At 72.1% G+C, this 13,626-nt stretch carries 15 protein-coding genes; 6 read left to right on the top strand and 9 right to left on the bottom strand.

All coding sequences use genetic code 11. The features are described from left to right. The first annotated feature begins 19 nt into the window (after window positions 1-19). Window positions 20-754: a GntR family transcriptional regulator gene (locus ACFIF2_RS13365; protein ID WP_395572824.1), complete on the top strand. Its 735-nt coding sequence runs from the start codon at window positions 20-22 to the stop codon at window positions 752-754. A 155-nt stretch (window positions 755-909) separates the two neighbouring features. Then, window positions 910-1,560, top strand: coding sequence for a hypothetical protein (locus ACFIF2_RS13360; RefSeq protein ID WP_395572823.1), 651 nt, complete (start codon window positions 910-912; stop codon window positions 1,558-1,560). A gap of 22 nt (window positions 1,561-1,582) precedes the next feature. Here ACFIF2_RS13360 and ACFIF2_RS13355 read toward each other — a convergent pair whose 3' ends face one another. The 4 genes from ACFIF2_RS13355 to ACFIF2_RS13340 form a co-directional block, all read right to left on the bottom strand. Next, the gene (locus ACFIF2_RS13355) at window positions 1,583-1,873 is read right to left on the bottom strand and encodes a hypothetical protein (protein WP_395572822.1); all 291 of its coding nucleotides are present in this window, start codon (window positions 1,871-1,873) and stop codon (window positions 1,583-1,585) included. Window positions 1,874-1,965: 92 nt separating this feature from the next. Next, window positions 1,966-2,166 (bottom strand): hypothetical protein, encoded by a 201-nt coding sequence (locus ACFIF2_RS13350; protein WP_395572821.1) that lies wholly within the window; start codon window positions 2,164-2,166, stop codon window positions 1,966-1,968. Between the two features lie 86 nt (window positions 2,167-2,252). Then, window positions 2,253-2,741 carry a DUF3515 family protein gene (locus ACFIF2_RS13345; protein ID WP_395572820.1) on the bottom strand — a complete coding sequence of 163 codons (489 nt, stop codon included), beginning with the start codon at window positions 2,739-2,741 and terminating at the stop codon, window positions 2,253-2,255. A gap of 186 nt (window positions 2,742-2,927) precedes the next feature. Beyond that, window positions 2,928-4,211, bottom strand: coding sequence for an adenylosuccinate synthase (locus ACFIF2_RS13340; RefSeq protein ID WP_395572819.1), 1,284 nt, complete (start codon window positions 4,209-4,211; stop codon window positions 2,928-2,930). A 185-nt stretch (window positions 4,212-4,396) separates the two neighbouring features. On the opposite strand from ACFIF2_RS13340, the gene ACFIF2_RS13335 reads away from it, so the two are divergent. Continuing rightward, entirely contained in the window at window positions 4,397-5,443 is a 1,047-nt protein-coding gene (locus ACFIF2_RS13335) for a diacylglycerol kinase (RefSeq protein WP_395572818.1), read from the top strand. 17 nt (window positions 5,444-5,460) lie between these two features. On the opposite strand, the gene ACFIF2_RS13330 is transcribed toward ACFIF2_RS13335, so the two are convergent. Together ACFIF2_RS13330 and ACFIF2_RS13325 are read right to left on the bottom strand one after the other, a co-directional pair. Beyond that, entirely contained in the window at window positions 5,461-6,054 is a 594-nt protein-coding gene (locus ACFIF2_RS13330; protein ID WP_395572817.1) for a Uma2 family endonuclease, read from the bottom strand. 87 nt (window positions 6,055-6,141) lie between these two features. Continuing rightward, window positions 6,142-6,648, bottom strand: a complete 507-nt coding sequence (locus ACFIF2_RS13325; RefSeq protein ID WP_395572816.1) for a GbsR/MarR family transcriptional regulator — start codon at window positions 6,646-6,648, stop codon at window positions 6,142-6,144. A 73-nt stretch (window positions 6,649-6,721) separates the two neighbouring features. Here ACFIF2_RS13325 and ACFIF2_RS13320 point away from each other — a divergent pair, with 73 nt between their 5' ends. Then, a complete protein-coding gene (locus ACFIF2_RS13320) occupies window positions 6,722-7,642 on the top strand; it encodes an ATP-binding cassette domain-containing protein (RefSeq protein ID WP_395572815.1) in 921 nt (306 codons plus the stop codon). Then, on the top strand, window positions 7,639-9,309 hold the full coding sequence (locus ACFIF2_RS13315; RefSeq protein WP_395572814.1) for an ABC transporter permease: 1,671 nt from the start codon (window positions 7,639-7,641) through the stop codon (window positions 9,307-9,309). The genes ACFIF2_RS13320 and ACFIF2_RS13315 overlap by 4 nt, the downstream gene beginning before the upstream one ends. 124 nt (window positions 9,310-9,433) lie before the next feature. Here the strand turns inward: ACFIF2_RS13315 and ACFIF2_RS13310 are convergent, their stop codons facing one another. Further along, window positions 9,434-10,651 carry a cytochrome P450 gene (locus ACFIF2_RS13310; RefSeq protein ID WP_395572813.1) on the bottom strand — a complete coding sequence of 406 codons (1,218 nt, stop codon included), beginning with the start codon at window positions 10,649-10,651 and terminating at the stop codon, window positions 9,434-9,436. A 76-nt stretch (window positions 10,652-10,727) separates the two neighbouring features. Here ACFIF2_RS13310 and ACFIF2_RS13305 point away from each other — a divergent pair, with 76 nt between their 5' ends. Then, complete coding sequence (locus tag ACFIF2_RS13305) at window positions 10,728-11,534, top strand: hypothetical protein (protein WP_395572812.1); 807 nt, start codon at window positions 10,728-10,730, stop codon at window positions 11,532-11,534. Between the two features lie 11 nt (window positions 11,535-11,545). Here ACFIF2_RS13305 and ACFIF2_RS13300 read toward each other — a convergent pair whose 3' ends face one another. Beyond that, entirely contained in the window at window positions 11,546-12,220 is a 675-nt protein-coding gene (locus ACFIF2_RS13300; RefSeq protein ID WP_395572811.1) for a response regulator, read from the bottom strand. After that, the gene (locus tag ACFIF2_RS13295; RefSeq protein WP_395572810.1) at window positions 12,217-13,566 is read right to left on the bottom strand and encodes a sensor histidine kinase; all 1,350 of its coding nucleotides are present in this window, start codon (window positions 13,564-13,566) and stop codon (window positions 12,217-12,219) included. Before ACFIF2_RS13295 ends, ACFIF2_RS13300 begins: the two co-directional genes overlap by 4 nt. Window positions 13,567-13,626 lie beyond the last annotated feature (60 nt).

The following is a 13,626-nucleotide window of genomic DNA, read 5'->3' as shown; positions in this document are numbered from 1 at the left end:
ACGAGGAGACCGCCCGACCATGCCCGGCCCCAGCGGCACCGGCGCCGTCACGCGCAGCACCCTGCGGCGGCAGATCGCCGACGCGCTCCGCGACGAGGTGCTGGCCGGACGTCTCCAGCCGGGGCAGGAGTTCACCGTCAAGGAGATCGCCGAGCAGTACGGCGTGTCCGCGACGCCGGTGCGCGAGGCGCTGGTCGACCTGTCCGCGCAGGGGCTCCTCGACGCCGACCACCACCGCGGCTTCCGCGTGCACGAGTACTCGGTCAGCGACTTCCGCGGCATGATCGAGGCGCGCAGCCTCGTCACCGACGGGATGTTCGCCGCCCTCGTCGGCGAGCGGCGGGGCGGACCCGACCCGGACGACCCGCGCATCGCCGCCGCCCTCTCCGGCGTCCGCCGGCGCGGCGAGGAGGCCCAGCGCGCCGCCGCGGCCGGTGACCTGACCGTCCTCATCGGCTACGACCTCCGCTACTGGCGCGAGCTGGCCGTCCTGTTCGGCAACCCCTACCTCTCCGACTTCCTGCACCGGCTGCGCGTGCAGAGCTGGGTGTGCACGGTGCAGCACCTGCGCCGGCTCAGCGACCTGCGCGGCGCCCTGTGGTCCGGGCACACCGAACTGGTCGACGCCCTCGCCCGCCGCGACGCCCCGGCCGCGCGCTCGCTCGTCGAGGCGTACAACGCCCACTCGCTCGCCCTGATCGAGCGGCTCACCGGTGGCTCACCGGCGGCTGACGGACGGATGACGGACGGATGACGGACGCCTGACGTGTCGTGGTCCGGCTCCAGATGGGTATGGGACCTGCACGCACCGCGCATCCCGCACACCCCGCGCACCGACTACGCTTCCTGACCACCGTGCCCGTCCCGCGTGCCCGTCCCGCGCGCCCGTCCCCCGTGAGGAGCCCTCTTTTGGCCTGTGACCTGTGGCTGGTACCCCTCGTCGACATCTTGTGCCACACGCCGGACAACCCGTTCGCCGAGGAACTCGCGCAATACGACAAGGTGCTCGCCGAGGCCGGGCTGCCGCCGGTGCCGGTGTACCAGTACATGCCGGGGCTGTCCGGCGAGGTCGCGCCGGTGGCCGGTTTCGACTACGACGCGCTGCACTTCCTGCGCCGGGCGTACCTGCTCCAGGTGTGCGGGCTGCCGGTGACGCCGGTGGACGAACTGGGCGGCGACTACGAGCAGTTGCTGGAGATGTTCGAGGCGACGGCCCAGCAGTCGCACCTGGTCTGGCACTACGACCACGCGGGCGCGTACGTCCCGGTCGACTTCCCGCACCCGCTCTCCAGCGACGAACTCCTCGCGGGCGGCGGCCCCTTGGGCTCCTCGCACACCCTGCTGCGGGAGCTGGAGGCCGTCGCCCCGGCCCTCGGCATCGATCCGGCCAACCCCCCGGCACCGCCGGCGGCGCCGCTCGCCCCCACGGAACTGGAGGAGCCGGCCGTCCCCGCGCCGTACGACGCGAGCCCCTTCGCCCGCGAGCGTCATGTGTGGCTGGGTCTGCACGCGGCGGCCACGCGGAGCCTGGCACAGGGATCGATGATCGTCTTCAGCTGACCCGAGCTGCCGACCGACCGGGTCAGCGGAGCTGGGCGAGGCCCTTCGCCAGGTCCTCGCCGTTCATGATGGGGCAGACCTCGACGTCGGCGTTCATCTCCATGAAGAACGGTTCACCGAGCCGGGGCAGATCCGAGCTGTCCTGCATGTCGATGACCAGCAGGGCCGTCCGCCGGCCGCCGATGGCGCCGAAGTAGGCGGCCTCCGGCTTCATGTGATCGAGGGTCTCCCTCATCAGGTCGGCCATCTTGCCGCTGCGGACGAGTTCGTTCGACTTCTCCGTGTCCAGCGTGGCCTTGAGCAGCACGCGCATCGCACTCACCTTCTTCTGCCGACGCGACGTGTACAACCTCAGCCTATGCCCGATACGCGCGGACTGTTCCGTCGGCGGAGCGGGCCGGCCCGTCAGCGGATCAGGGAGATTCCCGGCGGCCAGAGCACCCCGTCCGCCAGCAGCAGGGACGGCCCCAGGTGTACGGGGCACACCCGCAGCGGTGCCCGCAGGTGCCGGGCGACCTCGAAGCGGGCCGGGTCGCCGCAGTCCCCGGGGTCGCCCCCGCCGCCGTACGGGCCCTGACAGGAAGCGGCGCGGTCGCGGTCGGTCATGCCTACGATCCGACACCACGCCCCGCGCGGACGCCCGGCGAAGGGGGCCGAACGGAAGCCGGCGCGTCGTGTCCGGATGCCGCTCGCTACGCGATCTCGGCGTCGGACAGGCCGACGCACTGGCGCTTCTGCGGGATCCACTTCACCGCCGGGTCCAGGGCGGCCAGGATGCCGCCGACCTCCTCGCGCGGACCGGAGTACGTGAACTCCACGGCCGGGGAGCGGCCGTACGTCCGCAGGACGCTCACGCCGTCGCGCTTCAGCCGCTCCTCGTCCAGGACCCAGTCGACCCCGTCGGCGGTGACGCAGAGGTTGATGTTCGGCGGCAGTTCCTCGGCGCCGCAGCGGAACACGGCCTTCCGGCCGCCCCAGGCGGCGACCCCGTCACCGAGGGTCCAGTCGCGCGAGGCGCCCGGGATGTCGTCCGGAAGACGGGAGACGATCTTGTCGCACTTGGGGTCGTCGGCGTGCGGCGCGGCGGAGACGCGGTGGCTGTCGAGGAAGAGGAGCCCTCCGGCCACGGCGACGACCGCCACGGTCAGCCAGATCCACATCCGGGTGGTGGGCTTCCGCATGTTCCGCTCGCTCCGTGCCGTCCGTACCGCTGTCCGTGCTGGCCATCCGCTGGTGCCACCGGCCAGCGTATCCGCCGGGCGGTGGCACCAGTCCTACAGGTCCTACAGTCCTACGGCCCTACAGACCGGGTCCTACAGGTCCTACAGGTCCTACAGGTCCTACAGGTCCTACAGGTCCTACAGGTCCTACAGGAACGAGTTGATCTCGATCGTCTCGTCCCGGCCCGGGCCCACGCCGATCGCGGAGATCGGGGCGCCGGACATCTCCTCGAGCGCCTTGACGTACGCCTGGGCGTTCTTCGGCAGGTCGGAGAAGGACTTCGCCTTGCTGATGTCCTCGCTCCAGCCGGGCAGCATCTCGTAGACCGGCTTCGCGTGGTGGAAGTCGGACTGCGAGTACGGCAGCTCCTCGACGCGCTCGCCGTCGATCTCGTACGCCACGCAGACCGGGATCTGCTCCCAGCCGGTGAGGACGTCGAGCTTGGTGAGGAAGAAGTCGGTGAGGCCGTTGACGCGGGTGGCGTACCGGGCGATCACCGCGTCGAACCAGCCGCAGCGGCGGTCACGGCCGGTGGTGACGCCCCGCTCGCCGCCGATGCGGCGCAGCGCCTCGCCGTCCTCGTCGAACAGCTCGGTCGGGAAGGGACCGGCGCCGACGCGGGTCGTGTACGCCTTGAGGATGCCGATGACCCGGCTGATCTTCGTCGGGCCGACGCCGGCGCCGGTGCAGGCGCCGCCCGCGGTCGGGTTCGACGAGGTGACGAAGGGGTACGTGCCGTGGTCGATGTCGAGGAGGGTGCCCTGACCGCCCTCGAAGAGGACGACCTTGTCGTCCTCCAGCGCCTGGTTGAGGACCAGGACGGTGTCGGCGACGTACGGGCGGAGCTTGTCCGCGTAGCCCAGCAGCTCCTCCACGACCTGGCCCGTGGCGATCGCGCGGCGGTTGTAGAGCTTGGTGAGCATCTGGTTCTTGACGTCGAGCGCCGCCTCCACCTTCTGGGTGAGGATCGACTCGTCGTAGAGGTCCTGGACGCGGATACCGACGCGGTTGATTTTGTCGGCGTAGGTCGGGCCGATGCCGCGACCGGTGGTGCCGATCTTGCGCTTGCCGAGGAAGCGTTCCGTCACCTTGTCGACGGTCACGTTGTACGGCGTGATGATGTGCGCGTTTCCGCTGATCAGGAGCTTGGACGTGTCGACGCCGCGCTCGTTCAGCCCGCTCAGCTCGGAGAACAGGACCGACGGGTCGACAACGACACCGTTACCGATGACCGGCGTACAGCCGGGGGAGAGAATCCCGGAAGGGAGCAGGTGGAGGGCGTACTTCTGGTCGCCCACGACTACCGTGTGGCCGGCGTTGTTGCCGCCCTGGTAGCGCACCACATAGTCGACGGAGCCACCGAGCAGGTCCGTCGCCTTTCCCTTGCCTTCGTCACCCCACTGAGCACCGAGCAGCACAAGTGCGGGCACGCGCGTACACCCCTTCCGGGTGGGGCATGTCCAAGGTCGAGGGCGTACGCGGAGGGGATCCACCGCGTGCACCGCGACCGTCGTTGGCCGCCAACCGTCGGACCGGATGCCCCGGAATAGACGAAGCCCCTGGCGCAATAGCGCAAGGGGCTCTTGCACAAAGATGCTACCCGAGGAAGCGAGGCATGGCCGAGGTGGCGACTTCCGCGAACTCTTCCGCGAGATCCTCCGCGAGGCCCGATCAGCTTCTGGTGGTCGTCGATCCGGTCGCCCGGCGGGCGGACGGGGAGTCCGTCCGGATCGCGAAAGACGTGCTCAGCGCGGGTGCGGCGAGTACGAAGGTGTGCCTGCCGGACGGGCCGGAGGAGTTCGCCCGGGCGCTGCGGAGGCGGGGCTCGCGACGGCCCGTCGTGATCGGGGACGACCACGCGCTGCTGCGTGCCGTCGGCCTGCTGCACCGGCACCGGGAGCTGTCGGCGTGCGCCCTGTCCGTGGTTCCGGTGGGGCCGGAGCTGGGCCTGACCCGGTCGCTCGGGCTGCCGTCGGGTGCGGTGGCGGCGGCGCGGGCGGTGCTGGACGGGGCGGAGCGGCGACTGGACCTGCTCGTCGACGACAGTGACGGGGTGGTGCTGGGGGCGGTGGGGATCCCGCCGGTGGGGCCGCGGGAGCAGGTGGGCGGGGGCGGCGGGCCGGGCGGGGGGCCGGGCGGGGCGGGTGCGGGCCCGGGCTGGGTCTCAGGGGTGGGGGTGGGGATGGGCTCGGACTCGGATCGGCGTTCCGGTTCGGCCTCCAGTTCCGCTTCGGCTTCCGGGTCCGGTTCGGCTTCCGGGTTCGGTTCGGGTGCGGGCCCGGCGGGGCGGCCCTGGCTGCGGACCTGTCAGTCCCTCGTACGCACGCTGGCGTCCGCACGGCCGGTCCGGGCCGCGTCGGGGCCGGGGGCGGCCGGTCCCGTCCGGCTGCGGGTGGAGGTCGACGGGGTGACCCTGGTGGACCTGGACGAGCCGGTCGAGGGGGTCTCGGTGCTGCCGGGCGCCGGCGGGATGGCCGAGGTGGAGGTGCGGCCCGTGTCGGTGGGCGCGCAGGCGTCGCCGCTGACGGCGAGCGGGCGGACGGTGACCGTGTCGGGGGCGCACTTCCGGTACCGGGCGGACGCGGTGGTCTCGGGGCCGGTGCGTACGCGGACGTGGGTGGTGCGGGAGGGGGCCTGGGGGCTGACGCTGCCGGTGGGGTAACCGCGGGGCTGAGGGGCTCAGGGGGCCTTGAAGCCTGTCGTGTCCAGGAGGAAGCCGAAGGGGTCGGGGATCGACAGCTTCTCGCCGAAGGGCTTCGTGAAGCGGACCTCGTAGATCCCTTCCCGGGAGGGGGAACCGTAGACGATGGCCTGCTCTTCCTGCATGTCGAGAATGAGGTAGACGGGGACGCCTGCCTTGGCGTACACCCCGACCTTGTCGGTGAGGTCGTCCTTCCTGGTGGCGGGCGAGGTCAGCTCAGCCACGAGGGACAGGCTCTCACCGTCGAGGTGGCGGCTCTCCGTCTCGAAGGCTCGCTCGTGCGCCACGTGGATGTCCGGCCCGTAGGCGCATTCGTTCCCGGGGAAGACATACAGGAACGGCGCCCGCTCGATGAGGTGCGATTCGGGGACGTACGGCTCCATCTGCGCGCACACCAGACGCATGACCCTCTGGTAGTACCCCTTCGACCACGGCGACATGACGATGCTCCCCCTGATGATCTCGGCCTTGAAGCCGTCGGGCACGACCAGTTCGTCGAGGGTCTTCAGCAACCCCTCGAAGCTCTGGGACTCAGTGCCGCTGATCGTCGGTCGCTCTGCCATGACTGTCATGATGCGCCCTCCCCTTGATGCGGACCAGTCCTCACTCAGCGTAGTCGATCGCTTACGCGTGCGTGACCGGTTCGCCCCGTCACCCCGTCAGCCCTGCCCGAACCGCTCCTCCCGGTGCACGCGCCAGCGTTCCATCATGGCGGCGATCTCGCCGTCGATGAACTCGAAGAAGGCCAGCGTCTCGGCCATGCGGCGGCCCGCCGGGGTCTCGGCGCCGAGGCTGGTGACGCCCTCGCGCAGGGCGCCCTCCCAGCGCTTGAGGATCGCCTCGCGGTTGGTGAGCGCCTCATACCACTGGTTGCTGTGCACCCGGTACCGCTCCCGGCGCGAGCCCGGTTCGCGCTCGCGCGAGACCATGTGCTGCTGCGAGAGGTAGCGCACGGCGCCGGAGACGGCGGCCGGGCTGACCTGGAGCCGTTCACTCAGGTCGGCGGAGGTCAGCGACCCCGAGTCGGAGGACAGCAGGGCGGCGAAGACCCGGGCCGGCATCCGCTGCATCCCGGCCTCGACGAGCTGGGCGGCGAAGCCCTCCACGAAGCGCGACACCGCCTCGGGGTCGCGTTCCCGTCCCGTCGGCCCCGCTGCTTCCCTCATCTTTCGATCATCCCTCACATCCTGACGATTTCTTAACTTCACAAATTTCTGAAAGAAGCGTACGTTCCACATCATGACGAAGGCAATCAGCGTCTCGGGGCTCCACAAGTCGTTCGGCCGGACGCGCGCGCTGGACGGACTCGATCTGGAGGTCGAGGCCGGCGAGGTCCACGGCTTCCTCGGCCCCAACGGCGCGGGCAAGTCCACCACCATCCGCGTCCTGCTCGGCCTGCTGCGCGCCGACTCGGGCGCCGCCCAGGTCCTCGGCCGTGATCCGTGGGCGGACGCGGTCCCCCTGCACCGCCGCCTCGCCTACGTTCCCGGCGACGTCGAACTGTGGCCGAACCTCACCGGCGGCGAGGCCATCGACCTGCTGGGGCGGCTCCGCGGCGGGCTCGACGGGCGGCGCCGCGCCGAACTCGTCGAACGGTTCGGCCTGGACCCGACCAAGAAGGGGCGGGCGTACTCCAAGGGCAACCGGCAGAAAGTCGCCATCGTCGCCGCGCTCGCCTCCGACGCCGAACTGCTCCTCCTCGACGAGCCGACCGCGGGCCTGGACCCGCTGATGGAGGTCGTCTTCCAGGACGTCATCACCGAGGCCAAGGCCGCGGGCAAGACCGTCCTGCTCTCCAGCCACATCCTCGCCCAGGTGGAGAAGCTCGCCGACCGGGTGAGCATCATCCGGCTCGGCCGCATCGTCCAGTCCGGCACCCTCGGCGAGCTGCGGCACCTGACCCGCACCACCATCGAGGCGGAGACCGAGCGCCCCGCCGTCGGCCTGGACGCGCTGACCGGCGTGCACGACCTGCGGACCACCGACGGCCGGGTCCACTTCGCCGTCGACGGCGGGGAGGTGGACCGCGCGGTCCGCAAGCTCACCGAGTTCGGCATCCGCAGCCTCGTCAGCCACCCGCCGACACTGGAGGAGCTGATGCTCCGCCACTACGACGACGGCGCCGACGCCGGCACCGACGCCCGGGGGGCCGTGCGATGACCTCCACGACGTCCACCGCCCCCGGCGCCCCGGCCCGCCCCCGCCCGGCCGCCGGGAACGGCGCGGGCGCGCTGGCCGGCACCGGCACGCTCGTCCGCTTCGCCCTGCGCCGCGACCGCGTCCGGCTCCCGGTGTGGCTCCTGGCGCTGGTGCTCGGCACCGTGTCGACGGCCAACAGCTACCAGGAGCTGTACAGCGCGCCCGAGGACCGGGCCAACGCCGTCGAGACCATGGGCAGCCCGGCCGGCCTCGCCATGACGGGCCCGCGCCACTACCTCGACGACTACACCTCCGGCGCCATGCTCGGCCACCAGATGCTCGGCTTCATGGCCGTCCTCGTCGGCCTGATGAGCGTCCTGGTCGTCACCCGGCACACCCGCGCCGAGGAGGAGACCGGGCGGGCCGAGCTGCTGCGTTCCGCGGTCGTCGGCCGGCACGCCCACCTGGCCGCCGCCCTGTCGGTGGCGGTGCTGGCCAACCTGGCCCTCGCCCTTCTGCTGGCCCTCGGCCTGGCCGGTCTCGGCATCGACGGCGTCGACACCACCGGCTCGCTGCTGTACGGCGCCTGCCACGCCGCCGCCGGCATCGTCTTCGCCGCCGTGGCCGCCGTCACCGTCCAGCTCACCGCGCACACCCGCGGCGCCACCGGCACGGCCCTCGCCGTCATCGGCGTCGCCTACGTACTGCGCGCCGCCGGGGACAGCGGCGAGAGCGGCGCCCTGTCCTGGCTCTCCCCGATCGGCTGGACGCAGCGCACCTACGTCTACGTCGACGACGACTGGTGGCCGCTGCTGCTCTGCCTCGCCCTGGCCGTGGCGTGCGCGGCGACGGGGTTCGTGCTCTCCACCCGACGGGACGTGGGCGCGGGCCTGCGGCCGGAGCGGTTGGGCAGTCCGGTGGCCTCGGCGGCACTGGGCACGCCGCTGGGCTTCGCGCTGCGGCTGCACCGCGGCATGCTCCTGGGCTTCGGCGCGGGCCTGTTCCTGATGGGCGCGATGTACGGCTCGATCCTCGGACAGGCCGAGGACATGCTGAAGGACATCGACCAGATCCAGGAAGCGCTGGAACGCATCGGCGGCTCCAGCACGGCCGAGTCCTTCGCCTCGATGGTCATGGTGGTCATCACGGTCGTCGCCGCCGTGTACGCGGTGATGGCGGCGCTGCGGCCGCGCGCCGAGGAGACCGCTGGCCGCGCCGAACCGCTGCTCGCCACCGGCCTGTCCCGGGGACGCTGGGCCGGGAGCCATCTGGCCGTGGCCGCGGGCGGGGGGACGTTCGTCCTGCTGCTGGCCGGCCTCGGCTTCGGCATCGCGGGTGCCGCCTCCACGGGCGACGGTGGCCTGGTCCCCGAACTGCTGGGCGCGGCCCTCGCCTACGCACCGGCGCTGTGGGTCACGGTCGGCGTGGCGGTGGTGCTGTTCGGCTGGTTCCCGCGGGCGAGCGCGGCGGCCTGGGCCGTGCCGGTGTACGCCTTCGTCGTCGGCTACCTCGGCCAGATCCTCCGGTTCCCCGACTGGATGAACAACCTCTCCCCCTTCGGCCACGTCCCCCGGCTCCCGGCCGCGGAGATGGAGTGGACGCCGCTGCTGGTGCTGACGCTCGTCGCGGCCGCCCTGGTGTGGCTGGGCCTGGCGGGGTTGGGGCGACGGGACCTGGAGACCAAGTAGGCCACGCCGGGCCGGCTCGGGGCTCCCCGGGCCGCCTTGGGCCTCCCGGGCGGCCTCGGACCTCCCCGGGCCTCCCCGGGCCGGCTCGGACCTCCCCGGGCCGGCTCGGGCCTCCCGGGTCCGCTCAGACCTCCACGGGCAGCGCTTCCAGGCCCCGCATGACGAAGTTCGGCCTGCGCCGCGGCTCGGCGGCGAGCTTGAGCGCGGGCGCCCGCTCCAGCAGGGACGTCATGGACGCCGCCAGCTCGATACGGGCCAGCGGGGCGCCGATGCAGTAGTGGATGCCGGCGCTGAAGGAGATGTGGGGGTTGTCCCGGCGGGCCAGGTCGAGGCGGTCGGGGTCGGCGAAGACCGCCGGGTCGTGGTTGGCAGAGCCGAACAGCATCGCCACCTCGGCGCCCTGCGGCAGGACCGTGCCGTCGATCTCGATCTCGTCCAGCACCCAGCGCTCGAACAGCTGGAGCGGGGTGTCGTAGCGCATCAGCTCCTCCACGGCCGAGGGGACCAGCGAGGGGTCGGCGCGCAGGGCGGCCAGCTGGGCGGGGTTACGGAAGAGGGCCAGCCAGCCGTTGGTGGTGGCGTTGACCGTGGCCTCGTGACCGGCGTTCAGGAGCAGTACGCAGGTCGAGATCATCTCCTGCTCGGTGAGGCGGTCGCCCTCGTCGTGGGCCGCGATCAGACCCGAGACCAGGTCGTCACCGGGCTCCTTGCGACGGGCGGCGATCAGGTCGCGCAGGTACTCGGAGAACTCGACCGACGCGCGCACCGCCTTCGCGGCCGTCGCCTCGGACGGGTTCAGCTCGTACATCCCGCAGATGTCCGCCGACCAGGGACGCAGCGGGGCGCGCTCGGACTCCGGGATGCCCAGCATCTCGGCGATCACGGCGACCGGCAGCGGTTCGGCCACGTCCCGCAGCAGGTCACCGCCGCCCGCCGCCACCAGCCGGGCGACCAGGTCGTCCGCGAGAGCGCGCACGTACGGCTTCAGCCGCTCCACCGTGCGCGGCGTGAACGCCTTGGACACCAGGCGCCGGATCCGGGTGTGGTCCGGCGGCTCCAGGTCGAGCATCCCGTGGTCGTTGAGCGTGTGGAAGGGCTCGTGCTCCGCCGGCGGCGGGGTGCGGCCGAACTCCTCGTGACTGAATCGGTGTTGGTAGGTCCGGCCCAGGCGCCGGTCGCGCAGCAGTGCCGACACGTCCGCGTGGTGCGGGACCAGCCACTGGTCGCTCGGCTCGTAGTAGAGCACGCGGCCCCGGGCCCGCAGCTCGGCGAAGGCGGGATACGGGTCGGCGACGAACGCCGGGTCCCACGGGTCGAACGCGAGGGGTACGGGTGCGGCCATGAACGGACGCTAGCCCGGCGACCCCCGCCCTGACCAGGGGCCCGGAATGCCTTGTTCCCCCCTTACGATCGCGCCCATGTCGATCACGCCGTCGGTCCCCGTGCTGCGGGGCCGCAGGAAGACCTCCCTCCGGTTCGACGGTTCGGCGCTGGTCCTGAGCCGGGCCGGCCGGGAGCACCACATACCCGTCGCCGCCGTCGCCCGGGTCCGCGGTGAGCGCGGGGACGTCGAGGTCGTGCTGCGGGCACCGCACGGCGTGGAACCGGCCGTCCACCGCGTCGAGGACGTCGGCGAGAGTGCCGCCCGCGCCTTCGCCGGGGTGGTCGACGCCGCACTGCCCGAGGCGGCGGACCCGGCCGTCGACGGATCCGCCCTGGTCCGCGTGCGGACCCTCGACGCCGAACGCGCCCGGATCAGGAAGCGGTGGTGGGCCTGGCCGGCCGCGCTCGCCTTCGTCCTTCCGCACGTCGTGGTGGGCTGGATCGCCGCCGAAGCCGGTTCCCCCGAGGTCTCCGTCCTCGTGGGGGTGGGGTGCCTGATCTCCGGCATCCTGGGAGCCGCGGCGATCAGCGCGCGGCCGTACGGCAAGCCGCGCTGGCGGCTGACCACCGACGGCGTCACGGTGATCGCGCGGTACAAGGAGTTCGTGGACGGCATGTACGTGTACGACTTCACCGCCCTCGACGGCCGGCCGTACGCCTACGCCCCGCACGACTACCGCGGTGAAGAGGTCGAGATCGTCTACGACCCCGAGGACCCCCTCAACGGCGTCGAGCGGCAGTTCCTCCTCGGGAGGGGGATCCAGCTCTTCCCGATGTACCTGTTCGGCATCCCCGCGGTCCTCTTCAGCCTCCTCACCCTGTCCCTCGTCCTCACCGTCTGACCATCAGCCCGTCAGCCCGGTCTGACCAGGCGGGCCTCGTACGCGAACACCGCCGCCTGGGTGCGGTCCCTGAGGCCCAGCTTCACCAGGATCCGGCTGACGTGGGTCTTGATCGTCGACTCGGCGACCACCAGGCGCTCGGCGATCTCCCCGTTCGACAGGCCCTGGGCGATCAGCACCAGCACCTCCGTCTCCCGCTCGGTCAGCTCGCCGAACGCCCCGTGGGCCGAGGACAACGGGCGCGGACTGTCGGACAGTTTGGAGAACTCGGTGATCAGGCGCCTGGTGACCGAGGGGGCGAGGAGTGCCTCGCCGGCGGCCACCACCCGCACCCCGTCGGCGAGCTGACGGGCCGAGGCGTCCTTCAGGAGGAAGCCCGAGGCTCCCGCGCGCAGCGCCTGGTACACGTACTCGTCGAGGTCGAAGGTCGTGAGGACGAGGACCTTCGCCGCGCCGTCGGCGGCGACGATCTCCCTCGTCGCCTCGATGCCGTTCAGCTCCGGCATGCGGATGTCCATCAGGACGACGTCCGGGGCGAGTTCCCTGACCTTCGACACGGCCTCCCGGCCGTTGACCGCCTCGCCGGCCACCTCGATGTCCGGCATCGCGTTCAGCAGGACCGAGAAACCCTCCCGCACCATCATCTGGTCGTCGGCGATCAGTACGCGGATCGTGCGGTCGCTCATGCCTCCCCCTCGGTCGGTGCCGTGACCGGCAGGAACACCGCCACCTCGTAACCCCCGTCGCCGGTGGGGCCGGCCGTCATCTCGCCGTTCAGCATCGACACCCGCTCCCGCATGCCCGTGATGCCGTGCCCGGCTCCGGGCGAGGGCTTCACCAGGGACGGCTCGGGCATCGCGGCGTTGACGATTCTGAGGCCCAGTCCGCCCAGGACGTAGGAGACCTCGACGCGCGCGGTGGCGCCGGGCGCGTGCCGCAGGGAGTTGCTCAGGGCCTCCTGCACGATCCGGTACGCCGACAGCTCCACGCCGGGCGGCAGCTCGCGCACCGCGCCGGTCACCGCCTTCTCCACGTCCAGACCGGCGTCGCGGACGTTGGCGAGCAGGGCGTCGAGATCGGCGAGGGTGGGCTGCGGGGCGTCCGGGGCCTCGTAGTCCTCGGCGCGGACCACACCGAGGACGCGCCGCAGCTCGGTGAGGGCGGCCACCGCGTTCTCCCGGATGGTGGCGAAGGCCCGCTCCAGCTCCTCCGGCGGGTTCTCCACCCGGTAGGGCGCGGCCTCGGCCTGGATGGCGACCACCGACATGTGGTGGGCGACCACGTCGTGCAGCTCGCGGGCGATGGTGGTGCGCTCCTCCAGCAGCGTGCGCCGGGACCGCTCGTGCGCGGTGACCGTCTGCTGCGCGCTCACCTGCCGCCGGGCGTCGCGGCGGATGTGCCAGACGGAGACCACGAGCAGGGCGATGGCGGAGACGGTCAGCAGCGGGGCGGAGTTGGTGCTGAAGTGGCCGCTGCCGAACAGGGTCTCGGTGACGAAGCCGTAGGCCGCGGTCAGCACCCACATCCACGCGGCGGTCCGGGGCCGCGTGCGTATCGCCACGATCACCAGCACCGCCTGATGACACATGAACGTACCGGGCAGCCAGGGCCAGTCGCCGAAGCTGCTGCCGAGGACGGCCACCAGTGGGGTCGCCACCATGGACATCCAGAAGGCACCGACCGGCCGGACCAGCGTGGCCAGCACCGGAACCGCGCAGATCAGCCCGGACAGCAGGGCCGGAAAGCCGTCGGCGGTGCCGCCGGCCACCGACCCGGCCCAGAAGCACAGCAGGGCGGCGGCGGCCACCACCAGGTACGGGATCCGCGCCGCGTACTGCCGCGCCCGCGCCGGAAGGCGGCGGATCACCGGGCCGTCCGGCGCGGTGGGCGACAGCGGACGGTAGGCGAAGGCATCGTGGAACAGGTCCTCGCGCAGCCCGCTCAGGGCGTCCATGGCCAGCCGGTACTCGGGGCTGCGCGACCCGCTTCCGTCTCCGGAGAGCGTGGTCCGCGTCTGGGTCGTCTCGGTCACGTTGGCAACGGTAGGCGTCGGCGGGGTGGCCGGTCGTCACCAGTGAGAGGGGTCCTTCGG

This window comes from Streptomyces sp. BK79 (assembly GCF_044142145.1).
Classification (GTDB): domain Bacteria; phylum Actinomycetota; class Actinomycetes; order Streptomycetales; family Streptomycetaceae; genus Streptomyces.
Note: the sequence above shows the minus strand (reverse complement) of the source record. Positions and strands in the feature narration are given on the sequence as shown.

Bases quoted from the DNA above. Each gene is read 5' to 3' on its own strand.
- ACFIF2_RS13365 (WP_395572824.1), top strand. From the start codon at position 20: ATGCCCGGCCCCAGCGGCACCGGCGCCGTCACGCGCAGCACCCTGCGG.
- ACFIF2_RS13355 (WP_395572822.1), bottom strand. From the start codon at position 1,873: ATGCGCGTGCTGCTCAAGGCCACGCTGGACACGGAGAAGTCGAACGAA.
- ACFIF2_RS13350 (WP_395572821.1), bottom strand. From the start codon at position 2,166: ATGACCGACCGCGACCGCGCCGCTTCCTGTCAGGGCCCGTACGGCGGC.
- ACFIF2_RS13345 (WP_395572820.1), bottom strand. From the start codon at position 2,741: ATGCGGAAGCCCACCACCCGGATGTGGATCTGGCTGACCGTGGCGGTC.
- ACFIF2_RS13335 (WP_395572818.1), top strand. From the start codon at position 4,397: ATGGCCGAGGTGGCGACTTCCGCGAACTCTTCCGCGAGATCCTCCGCG.
- ACFIF2_RS13330 (WP_395572817.1), bottom strand. From the start codon at position 6,054: ATGACAGTCATGGCAGAGCGACCGACGATCAGCGGCACTGAGTCCCAG.
- ACFIF2_RS13325 (WP_395572816.1), bottom strand. From the start codon at position 6,648: ATGAGGGAAGCAGCGGGGCCGACGGGACGGGAACGCGACCCCGAGGCG.
- ACFIF2_RS13320 (WP_395572815.1), top strand. From the start codon at position 6,722: ATGACGAAGGCAATCAGCGTCTCGGGGCTCCACAAGTCGTTCGGCCGG.
- ACFIF2_RS13315 (WP_395572814.1), top strand. From the start codon at position 7,639: ATGACCTCCACGACGTCCACCGCCCCCGGCGCCCCGGCCCGCCCCCGC.
- ACFIF2_RS13310 (WP_395572813.1), bottom strand. From the start codon at position 10,651: ATGGCCGCACCCGTACCCCTCGCGTTCGACCCGTGGGACCCGGCGTTC.
- ACFIF2_RS13305 (WP_395572812.1), top strand. From the start codon at position 10,728: ATGTCGATCACGCCGTCGGTCCCCGTGCTGCGGGGCCGCAGGAAGACC.
- ACFIF2_RS13300 (WP_395572811.1), bottom strand. From the start codon at position 12,220: ATGAGCGACCGCACGATCCGCGTACTGATCGCCGACGACCAGATGATG.